General features: G+C 41.4%; 9 protein-coding genes. 7 read left to right on the top strand and 2 right to left on the bottom strand.

Translation table 11 applies throughout. The annotated features are described in order from the left end of the window. Window positions 1-200: 200 nt before the first annotated feature. The 3 genes from EJ103_RS00630 to EJ103_RS00620 all read left to right on the top strand — a co-directional run bounded on the left by EJ103_RS00630 (window position 201) and on the right by EJ103_RS00620 (window position 4,866). Complete coding sequence (locus tag EJ103_RS00630) at window positions 201-2,279, top strand: TonB-dependent receptor (RefSeq protein WP_126005484.1); 2,079 nt, start codon at window positions 201-203, stop codon at window positions 2,277-2,279. Between the two features lie 151 nt (window positions 2,280-2,430). Further along, the gene (locus tag EJ103_RS00625) at window positions 2,431-3,831 is read left to right on the top strand and encodes a M20/M25/M40 family metallo-hydrolase (RefSeq protein WP_126005482.1); all 1,401 of its coding nucleotides are present in this window, start codon (window positions 2,431-2,433) and stop codon (window positions 3,829-3,831) included. 93 nt (window positions 3,832-3,924) lie between these two features. After that, a complete protein-coding gene (locus tag EJ103_RS00620) occupies window positions 3,925-4,866 on the top strand; it encodes a tetratricopeptide repeat protein (protein WP_126005481.1) in 942 nt (313 codons plus the stop codon). 49 nt (window positions 4,867-4,915) lie between these two features. On the opposite strand, the gene EJ103_RS00615 is transcribed toward EJ103_RS00620, so the two are convergent. After that, entirely contained in the window at window positions 4,916-6,874 is a 1,959-nt protein-coding gene (locus EJ103_RS00615) for a S9 family peptidase (RefSeq protein ID WP_126005479.1), read from the bottom strand. A 114-nt stretch (window positions 6,875-6,988) separates the two neighbouring features. After that, window positions 6,989-7,900, bottom strand: a complete 912-nt coding sequence (locus tag EJ103_RS00610; protein ID WP_024032059.1) for a DUF808 domain-containing protein — start codon at window positions 7,898-7,900, stop codon at window positions 6,989-6,991. Between the two features lie 133 nt (window positions 7,901-8,033). Between EJ103_RS00610 and EJ103_RS00605 the strand changes: the two genes are divergently transcribed. The 4 genes from EJ103_RS00605 (at window position 8,034) to EJ103_RS00590 (ending at window position 11,335) form a co-directional block, all read left to right on the top strand. Then, window positions 8,034-8,327 carry an MliC family protein gene (locus EJ103_RS00605; RefSeq protein ID WP_024032060.1) on the top strand — a complete coding sequence of 98 codons (294 nt, stop codon included), beginning with the start codon at window positions 8,034-8,036 and terminating at the stop codon, window positions 8,325-8,327. Window positions 8,328-8,472: 145 nt separating this feature from the next. After that, window positions 8,473-9,939, top strand: coding sequence for a 4-hydroxy-3-polyprenylbenzoate decarboxylase (ubiD, locus tag EJ103_RS00600; protein ID WP_024032061.1), 1,467 nt, complete (start codon window positions 8,473-8,475; stop codon window positions 9,937-9,939). 103 nt (window positions 9,940-10,042) lie between these two features. Further along, window positions 10,043-10,756, top strand: a complete 714-nt coding sequence (gene fre / locus EJ103_RS00595; RefSeq protein WP_004588968.1) for an NAD(P)H-flavin reductase — start codon at window positions 10,043-10,045, stop codon at window positions 10,754-10,756. Between the two features lie 162 nt (window positions 10,757-10,918). After that, window positions 10,919-11,335, top strand: coding sequence for a CBS domain-containing protein (locus tag EJ103_RS00590; RefSeq protein WP_004588969.1), 417 nt, complete (start codon window positions 10,919-10,921; stop codon window positions 11,333-11,335). Window positions 11,336-11,362 lie beyond the last annotated feature (27 nt).

Here is an 11,362-nt window from a genome sequence, read left to right as displayed (position 1 = left end):
TTCCAAAATAATAAAAACAACACAGGGCTTAGCCCCAAAATATGAGCTGTATAATAGCAGAATTCAGATAAGGCAACCATTAATACCCGATGACCATTATTTTACGATGTGTTAAATCTTGTTAATAAAAGAGTTGAAAATGATACTAGTTTTCATTAAGATCTCCAAAAATTTTAACACCCTAACACTGGATGTAATTGATGAAACTAAACTCACTGTACGTAGCACTTGTTGGTGCCATTAGCACAAGCGCCTTTGCCGCCCCTACTGACTTAGAGCGAATTGAAGTTAAAGGCAGCTATTTCAACGACTACAAAGTCGACAACGCCAACGGAGCAATGAGAACATCAGCGTCATTGTTAGAAACAGCGCAATCAGTAACGGTTATTAGCGATACAATAATTAGCGAGCAATTAGCAACCACTCTTGGCGAAGTGCTTACTAACGATGCAAGTTTAACTGCCGGCTCTCAACAACGTAACCGTGAAGTATTTAACTTACGCGGCTTTGAACTTAGCTCATCGACAGGCTACTTACGTGACGGACACCAACATTGGTCTCACTACCAGCAACCGATTGAAATTCTACAACAAGTAGAAGTTATTAAAGGCCCATCAAGTATTTTATACGGACAATCAGGCCCTGGTGGCTTGATAAACATGGTGACAAAAAAGCCTACGGCAACCACATTATTTAACGCCAGCGCAGATGTAGACCAACACGGCTCTACCCGCTTTATGCTAGACGCGGCTGGTGCACTTACCGACGCTGAAGATTTACGTGCACGCGGTATTTTAGTAAAACAAGATGTTGATTACTGGCGCGAATACCAAAACGGCGAAAACCGTGAACGCGACCGTTTTTTAGGTGCTGTAATTGTTGATTACGATTTAAGCGACAACGCATTAGTACGTGTACATTACGACCGCACAGATGACGAAGCAGGCCTTGATACAGGTGCTTGGATAGTTGACAACGCTAATGTGATTGGCGATGACAAAACCATTCGCGATATGTCTTGGGCGTTTACCGACATAACGGTAGAAAACTTAGGCGTAGATTTTGAAGTGTACTTAAACGATCACTGGCAAGTTAAGCTTGGTTACAACGAGCAAACATTTGAGCGCCAGCGTTTTGAGTCTGCACCTCGTAAGCCAAGCACATTCGTAGAAGGCGATAGCTATGAGTCACGCCCTTACGACCGTTTTGACGATTGGCAGTTTAAAACCGCATTTATTGATTTTGTTGGCGAATTTAAAACCGGTAGTTTACAACATCAGTTTTTAATTGGTGCAAACTCGCTAGATTACTATTACGGGCAACGCCGTACATCAGCAGAGTATTTTGATTTTGCCGCTGGTCAAAACGAGCCAAGCCGCCCAACAGTAAGCTATAAATCAGATGATACTATTAGCGAAACTGAATACGACTACTACGGTATTTACGTTCAAGACTTAATTACTTTCTCGCCACAGTGGCAAGTATCATTAGGTGGCCGTTACGATGAGCAAAATAGAGAAGGCGCAGATAACGAGTCGTTCGTACCAAAAGTAGGTGTGCTTTATCACCCTAACCCTTCTGCGACTATTTATGCTAGCTACTCAGAAGGTTTTGAGCCACAAGGTAGCGATACATTAGTAAGCGAAACTGACATCAACAACGGTATGAAGCTTGATGCTGTTACCTCTGAGCAAAAAGAGATTGGTGTTAAATGGCAACTATTTGATGACCGCCTAATGTTAAGCGGTGCTGTATTTGATATTAGCAAAAAAGGCACCTTAGTAACCGAAGCACTTGAAGTGCCAGTGGGCGAATTTACCTCTGAAACAAACCAAGTAGGCGAGCAACGCCATAAAGGGCTTGAGCTAAGCGCGCAAGGTGCAGCTACCGATCGCTTATTTGTTATGGCATCAACTATGTACTTAGATGCAAATTTTGAGCGTGACGAAGACCTACAAGGTAAACGCCCTACTGATGCTCCTAAATGGTCTGCATCACTTTGGACACGCTATGAGTTAAACGACACCATTGCATTTAATGCCGGTGCATTTTATGAAGGTGAGCGCTTTGCCGATAGTGCAAACACAGTAGTAAAAGATGCTTACACACGAGTAGATTTAGGTGCAACTTACAAACTTAAAGTAAGCAAAACCGATGTAAACCTTCGTTTAAACATTGAAAACCTATTAGACGAAAACTACTTAGGCGGCGGTGGCTTAAACAACGTTACCGTGGGCGAAGGCACAAATGTACGCCTAGCAGCTCAATTTAGCTTTTAAGTTATAAAACTTATACTTATAAAGCCCGCACAATAATAATTGTGCGGGCTTTTTACTGCCTATTAAAAACACCACTGCATTCATCTCATCTATTTTTTAAAGCCTTTAAAAAGTGCTCTAATACACTTAATTATAAAAAGGCTTACTCTATATGAAAAAAATTATTACAGCGCTACTAATGACTAGCAGCCTCAGCGTTAGCGCAAACAATGCAGAATTCACCACAATGCAATTACAACAGGTTGATGAGGTGCGCACTGCTGCACTTAAAAGCCATTTAAGCTACGAGCTACTCGAGTCACTCACAACTGAAGTTGGCCCTCGCTTACCCGGCACTGAAAACGATAAAAAAGCAGTAGCATGGGCTAAAGCAAAATTTAACGAACTTGGTTTTGATAAAGTATGGCTTGAAGAAGCAACATTTCCAAAATGGCGCCGTTATAGCGAAAGCGGAAAAATACTCACCCCAAGTGAGCAACCTCTGCATTTAACTGCGCTGGGAAATAGTGTGAGCACACCCGATGATGGCATTAGTGCACCGGTTGTGTTGTTTGAAACATTGGATGAGCTAATTGCAGCACCAGCAAATAGCTTGGAAGGTAAAATTGCCTATATTAATTACCGCATGAACCGCGACATAGACGGCAACGGTTACGGCCCTGCAGTAAAAGCACGTGCCACAGGCGCAATTGAAGCTGCAAAAAAAGGCGCGGTTGCTTACATGATGCGCTCAGTGAGCACAGCTCACCATCGCTTTGCTCACACTGGCGGTAGTTACTATAAAGAAGGGGTTAAAAAAATACCTAACGTAACTATTGCCAACCCTGATGCGGATCAAATAGCGCGCTTAGTGGCTTTAAACAAAAAGGTAACGGTTAATATAAATGTACAAACACAAAGCCTAGGAGAAGGCACAAGCTATAACGTTATAGGCCAATTTAATGGCACCGAAAATCCAGAACAATATGTGTTAATTGGCGGCCACCTAGACTCGTGGGATTTAGGCACTGGCGCATTAGATGATGGTGCCGGTGTTGCGCTAACAATGGCTGCGGCTAAACACATTAGCGATGTTAAACGCCCTAAACGTAGTATTCGTGTTGTACTGTTTGCAGCAGAAGAGCTTGGACTTTGGGGTGCAAAAGCTTACTTTGCACAACACAAAAGTGACTTACACAATATAGTTGCAGCTGCTGAGTCGGACTTTGGCGCCGATGTAGTATATGGTTTTGAGTCAAATGTTAATGCGGCTTCTCTGCCAGTAGTGCGTGCCATAGCAAAAGAGCTGACTGCGTTAAACATTGAGTACATTGGTAAAAACCAGGCTAACGGCGGGCCGGATTTAATCCCATTAAAAAAAGCGGTGTCGGCACCTATATTTGAGTTGGCCCAAGATGGCACTGATTACTTTGATTACCATCACACAGCTGATGACACACTCGATAAAGTAACGCCTGCTAAACTGCGCCAAAATACCGCTGCGTATGCTGTATTTGCGTTAATGGCAGCAGATGCCAAAACAACAATTCGACCGAAAACGCAGACTAACTAATAACTGACATACTTACTTACAGTTTGTCGCTTTAATAAACGCACTCCTTGTTTTACCTTTATATAAATTAAATAAAACAAGGAGTGTGCGGGCATGTTGCTTTTCAATACGAGTCAGTCGTTTCCTCATTTTGCACAAACACAGTGCTGCCCTAACTGCCATAGCCGCGCCTATCATTTAATAAACCAAAGCCGTTTTTTACGCTTTACGGTTATTCCTGTTCTACCTTTAGCACTAAACTATAAATACGAATGCTATCAATGCGGCCATAATGCGCCTGTAAAATTAAAGCAGTTACCGATATTTGAAATTTTCACTCTACCTAAATACTTTATAGGGGTACTTTTAGCGTTATGGGTGGGGTTATTTTTTTACCAACAACACGCTGCAGCGCAAGCGCAAAAGCAAAGCTACTTAACTAACCCTAAAGCCTACGATACGTATTTAGTACACGCTGATAAATTTACTCATGAGCCATGGGCACTCACCAACTTAAAAGTTGCGCAAGTTTTAAGTTTTGACGAGCAGTTTATAACGTTTCAAGTAAGTAACTACAGCTATAAGCGCAACAAAGGCATTACTACTGCAATGCGTACCAGCTTATTAGTACAAAGAGGTTACTTCTCAGATGACAAAATTACTTTACCTCGTAGCGAAGTAAAAAGACTTTACAACGACGGGGTGATTTACGACGTACTGCGCCCCTCAGCAAACAGTTTATATGGTGGGTTTGTTATGTTTCCGCCAAAACCAAAACCGCTATATAAAGGCTTAAAGCTCGACAAAAATAACCAACAGGGCATTACGTATTTTAAAAACGGACAGTATAGCGATGCGCTTGAGAGTTTTACTCTAGCCGCAAATGCCGGCTCGCAATGGGGGCAGCTCAATCTTGCGCAAATGTACCGAGATGGACAAGGCGTAACTCAAAATGTACAAACAGCAAAACATTGGTATGAGCAGGCAATAGCGCAAGGTAATAGCAAAGCGAAAATAGAATTAGAGGAAATGTGCGATAAAGCAAACTGCAAATAAAAAATGGCCAGTTTAACTGGCCATTTTCAATCTTCGTGCATACTTATAATTAGAAAGTCATATGCTCATCTAAAAAGTTAAGTACCTGCTTGTAGTAGCGCGTTCTGTGCTCTGCTTTATAAAAGCCATGCCCTTCATCTTCAAGTAACTCGTATATATAAGGATGGTTTTCTTTTTTTAGCGCTGCAACTAAAGACTCAGCTTGCTCAATTGGTGCTCTTTCATCCTGCCCACCGTGTACAATTAAAACTGGCGCTTTAAGCTTGTCTATGTTGTAGCTAGGTGAAAAACGCTTTAACAGTGCCTCATCAGTACCAAGCGCGCTTTTAAGATAGCGCTGTCCACGGTCACGTTCAGAGATATCGCCTTCTTCAAACATTAGCGGTAAATCGTACACCCCAACTACACCAATAGCACACTGAAACATATCAGGTTCTAAAATTGCACTTTGTAATGCCGAATAACCACCAAAACTTGCGCCCATTATACAAATATTATCTTTATTTACAGTGCCTTGCTCTATTAAGTATTTTACACCGTCAATAATGTCGTATTGTATTTCAGCACCCCATTTTTTATGTCCGGCATGTTCAAAGTTGCGGCCAAAGCCACCAGAGCCTCTAAAGTTAACTTTTAGTACTGCAATGCCTCTACTGGCTAATAGCTGAGCTTCGCTCTCATAGCCCCACCAATCTCTTGGTCCATGAGGACCACCGTGAGGCATAACAACTAAAGGTAAGTTTTTCTCATCAGTATTATTAGGGATGGTTAAATATCCGTATATTGTTAAGCCATCACGCGCTTTATAATTTACAGGTTTGGTTATAGCCATTTCACTTGGCTTGATCCAGCTTTTAGTCGCAAACAAAAAGCGTAAGCTATTCTTTTTGGCATCGAACAAGTAGTAGCTGCCAGGGTTAGTATCGCTTGACGCAAAGATAATACTCTTCTCACCATCTTCTGTACTACTAACAAGCTGAACTTGCTGCCCTTGAAGGGATTGTATTAATGCCTTTAAGCGCTCACTTTTATGTGAATTATTTATAAAGGAATAGGCAGGATAGCCAAGTTCATTTTCAATTGCGAATAATTCTTTAGAAACTTCATCTACCCACACTTTTTTTGGAGAGACCTGTGGTTCTTTATGCAAAAGCTCAAACTTTTTACTCTCTAAATTTAGTTTATAAAGCCCCTTTGCTTCGCCATTTTCTGACGCTGTAACATAAACAGAAGCACCCGTACTATCAAACGCATGAAGGCTAATATCAGTGTATTTTAACTCTCCTAAATCAAGCTGTTGCCATTCACCACCTGACTTCTCACGGGTATAAATTTTTTGATTAATATAATCATCGTTTGAAACAGCAACACGCACATTACCATCATGATCTGTTAAAAAGCCTGCCATTCTTGATGGTGAGCGAGTGACTCTTTTTCGCTTTCCGCTGTAAATATCAACTTCATAAACTATTGTATGCGGCTCATTTGAAGCGCTCCATGGGTAGGTCAGGATCAGCATTTTACGCCTATCATGAATAAGCGGGTCTAGTACATAAGAAGTACCTAGTATGGGTGTCGCTTTTTTTATACGGGTTCCTGTTTGCATTTCACCTTGGTAACCCACTAAATATTTGCCTCGGCTACCATCAGCATTTACACCAAAAAGCTCACCATGAAATTCGGGATGATCTTTCCAGCCTTTAATGTACTCTTTAGCCAGTACAATTCTTTCATTGTTAACCCAATAATAATTGCCAACCTGGGCATCATTAGGAAACTTAATTGCATGACTTACTTTAAATGTATCAGTGCTTAGCACCATTAATACATTTTTTCCTTCAGGGCGAGTAATTACAGCTAAGTATTTTCCATCAGGTGAAATTTTCACACCTGCAAACTCTATATCTTTACTAAAGCTTTCTATCGGTACCAAGTCGTTACTTGCTGTAGTATGAGAGCTAAAAATACTGGCCAGCAATAAAGGCAGACAAGCCAAAAACTTATTCATTAAAGTTCCTTTTATTTATTTTTGATTGAGCTTTATGTTACATACTTTTAACAAAAACATACACCATACTTCTTCCCTTTATGTAAACAGGCGTAAATTAATAGGGTTATTAATCTAATGCTTAGGGTTAGTAAGCTTACTCCAAACTAAATGCAGAATAACAATGCATAGCCCCGCTACTACCCCTAGTAATCCGTCAAATATAAGGGGGGCTAGTGTTTCGCCGGTGCCATTTAATAACGACTTGCCTATGGCTATTACTTCTAATTGCCAATGATGTAGTAGCTCAATACCGTGGGATAAAATGCCGCCACCGACTAAAAACATGGCCACCGTGCCGGCAAAGGCTAAAAATTGCATAAGCCTTGGTGCTGCAGCTAATAACCCCTTACCAAGCATCTCTTTAAATTTATTAGCCGACACCTTTGATTGATTAAGCAAATACAACCCCGCGTCATCAAGCTTCACAATACCGGCTACAAGGCCGTATACACCTATGGTCATTAATACGGCTATAACACACAGTACAAGCGCCTGATTTACAAGTGTGGCACCTGCAACCGTTCCTAAGGTGATCACTATAATTTCGGCTGAGAGAATAAAGTCGGTGCGTATGGCTCCTTTTACTTTTTGCTTTTCATACTCAGCTGGGTCTAATTGCTGCGACTCATCAGCCTCTTTTTCGGGGTGAGGTAAAAACCCAGCAAATACTTTCTCAGCGCCTTCAAAACATAAAAATAAGCCACCGATTATTAGCAGCGGGGTTATTAACCAAGGCAGCCATACACTTATGAGCAATGCACCAGGGACCAAAATGGCTTTATTTAAAAATGAGCCCTTTGCCACAGCCCAAACTACAGGTAATTCGCGGTCGGCTGTAACGCCTGTAACTTGCTGAGCATTAAGTGCTAAGTCGTCACCAAGTACACCGGCTGTTTTTTTAGTGGCGACTTTACTCATTGTGGCAATGTCATCAAGTAAAGTGGTTATATCATCAAGTAATGTTAAAAGGTTAATGCCTGCCATGTTGCTTCCTAGCTAAAAAATAATGCTATCAACATAGCGTAATCCGTAATTTTCACCAACGGTTAATTTTGCTTTGTTATGCTGATTAAACGCACTGATTTTTATTAATGGCAAACTTACTTAGGGGATATAAATGAAAGCATTGGTGGTTATTTTTACAAGCATGCTGGTTTTATCAGCCTGTAGTAATGAGTCTAAAAGTACCCACTACTTATGCAACGAGCGCGTAGTAGAATTAGCCCACCAAGGAGCGGGGGCAACACTTACTTTAAATGAGCAAACATATACGCTTAATAAAGAGCCGAGCGCATCAGGGGTAAAGTATATTAATGAGCGAGTGCTATTTTGGTCTAAAGCCGATGAAGCCATGCTGATTGTTTCAGGTAATAAATACCACTGCCAACTTCAACAAGCCGACGCCTTATAATTTTGTCTTTCGCGATTTAAACTTTTTCTTTTTTCTCATCGTAATAAATAGCCTGTTTTTACGTTATCACTGACTTACAACTGCACATGCATTTGTTGTTTAGTTGGGTATAATACTTTTACTTTTTGCTTAGTAGCGGCCTACCATGAAATATAAAGATTTACGTGATTTTATCGATTTGCTTGAAAAAAAAGGCGAACTTAAACGTATTACTCAAGAAATCGACCCGTATCTTGAAATGACCGAAATAGCCGACCGTACATTACGTGCTAAAGGCCCCGCATTATTGTTCGAAAACCCAAAAGGTCACAGTATGCCTGTGCTTGCAAACTTATTTGGTACACCTAAGCGCGTTGCTATGGGCATGGGCCAAGAAGATGTAAGCGAGCTGCGTGAAGTTGGCAAGCTACTCGCTTTTTTAAAAGAGCCCGAGCCACCAAAAGGGATTAAAGAAGCACTAGGGCAAATTCCGGTATTTAAACAAGTACTCAATATGCCGGCTAAAGAAGTTAAAAAAGCACCGTGCCAACAGGTTGTTCTAGAAGGTGACGAGGTAGATTTAACTAAGTTACCAATACAGCATTGTTGGCCTGGAGATGCCGCTCCCCTTATTACTTGGGGTTTAACCGTTACCAAAGGGCCTTATAAAAAGCGCCAAAATTTGGGTATTTACCGCCAGCAGCTATTAGGTAAAAATAAAATAATTATGCGTTGGTTATCGCATCGCGGTGGCGCACTCGACTTTCAAGAATGGTGTAAAGAAAACCCCGGTGAGCCTTACCCAGTTTCGGTTGCATTAGGAGCTGATCCTGCCACTATTTTAGGTGCGGTGACACCTGTGCCAGACACGTTAAGCGAATATGCCTTTGCTGGCTTACTGCGCGGTAGTAAAACAGAAGTGGTTAAGTCAATTTCAAATGACTTACAGGTCCCTGCCAGTGCCGAAATAGTACTTGAAGGCTACATTATGCCTGGCGAAATGGCTCCCGAGGGGCCATATGGCGACCACACTGGTTATTACAATGAAGTTGATGATTTTCCTGTGATGACAGTGACCCATTTAACACACCGTAAAAACCCAATTTACCATAGTACATTTACCGGCCGTCCACCTGATGAGCCAGCTATTTTAGGTGTGGCCTTAAACGAAGTGTTTGTGCCTATATTGCAAAAGCAGTTTCCAGAAATCGTCGACTTTTACTTGCCACCCGAAGGCTGCTCTTACCGTATGGCCGTGGTAACCATGAAAAAACAATACCCAGGCCATGCTAAGCGCGTAATGATGGGCGTATGGTCGTTTTTACGTCAGTTTATGTACACTAAGTTTGTTATTGTTTGCGATGATGATGTAAATGCCCGTGACTGGAACGATGTTATTTGGGCCATCACTACCCGTATGGACCCTGCGCGCGACACTACATTAATTGAAAACACGCCAATAGATTACCTCGATTTTGCATCGCCGGTATCTGGGCTTGGCTCAAAAATGGGCATGGATGCAACAAATAAGTGGCCAGGTGAAACCGACCGCGAATGGGGCGAGCCAATTGTCATGGATAAAGCGACAAAAGATCGTGTTGACGAAATTTGGCAAAGCCTCGATATACTTTAAGCACGCTTAGTGAATATAAACAGGCTATAAAATAACCCCGCAGATATGTTAATATTGCTCCACTTAACTGCATATCTGCGTAAACGCTGCTAAAAGGTAAAAAATGCAAACATTAAAAGCTGAAGTTGTTGCCATCAGCCCACTTACAGAATTTGTTCATAAAGTAATTTTAAAGCCTCAACAACCTGTTACGTTTGAAGCTGGCCAATACATGCAACTTGTACTTGGCGAAAAAGACAAGCGCGCATTTTCGATTGCAAGTCGTCCATCGCAATGTGATGAAATAGAGCTTCATATTGGCGCATCTAAAGCCGATTCATACGCAATGCAATCGCTTGAGCATTTGCGTAATGCGCATCAAAATAATACACCGGTAGATATAGAAGCCGGCCTTGGTGTATCGCAACTACGCCTACAATGCGAGCGCCCTATTATTTTATTAGCTGGCGGCACTGGTTTTTCTTATGCAAAATCAATGGCTGATCACTTAGCTGAAATTAACTGCGACCGCCCGGTACTATTTTACTGGGGTGTTAAAGAAGAGTCTGCATTGTATGCTCACAGCGAAATGCAAGCATGGGCAGAGAGTAACGAGCACTTTAAATTTATTCCTGTTGTAGAAAACCCATCTGCTAATTGGCAAGGCCACACCGGGTTTGTACACAAAGCAGTCATGCAAGATATTGTGTCGTTAGAACCTTACGACATTTATATGGCTGGTCGCTTTGACATGATTGGCATTGTCCGTGATGACTTTATTGCTCACGGTGCTGTTCGCGAAAACATGTACGCTGACGCATTTGCGTTTATAAAATAAATTTTTATTTATAATACAAAGGCGCCCCATGGCGCCTTTATTATTTCTATCAATTTTAAGCTATTAATTGGTATAACCTATTGCTTTAATCAGTATAAACAATTTCCTAAATTCCTATCTATAAACCATACTTTGTATAGAACATCAGCGGGAGAGACCCAAATGTTAAATACAAAAGTAAAAGATTTTATGCAACGTAAGTTGCCACACATTACCCCAAATACCGAAATGACCACCGCCATTAGTGAGCTGCAAAAGTTTAACTTATTAGGTGCACCAGTATTTGATGACAATAAATCGCTGGTTGGTTTTATATCTGAGCAAGAGCTGTTAAAACCATTAATGCGAAGCAGCTATTTTTGCGATGGCGTTGTAAAAGTTTCGCAGCTTATGCAAACCGAGGTTGTAACCGTTAATGCCGATACCAACATTATCGAGCTTGCAGAGCAAATGAAAACAGGAAAGCCAAAAAACTACCCCGTTGTTGAGGGTGACACCGTGATAGGGCTGATTGGCCGAAGCGATGTATTAAAAGCACTGTTTGATAATTACGTGAGCTGCCAAACAAAAGTAAGCTAACATAAAAAATGCCGCTAATAAGCGGCA

Source organism: Pseudoalteromonas sp. Xi13, assembly GCF_003952205.1.
Taxonomy (GTDB): Bacteria; Pseudomonadota; Gammaproteobacteria; order Enterobacterales; family Alteromonadaceae; genus Pseudoalteromonas; species Pseudoalteromonas atlantica.
The sequence above is the reverse complement of the archived record's forward strand: the minus strand, read 5'-3'. Positions and strand labels throughout refer to the sequence as shown.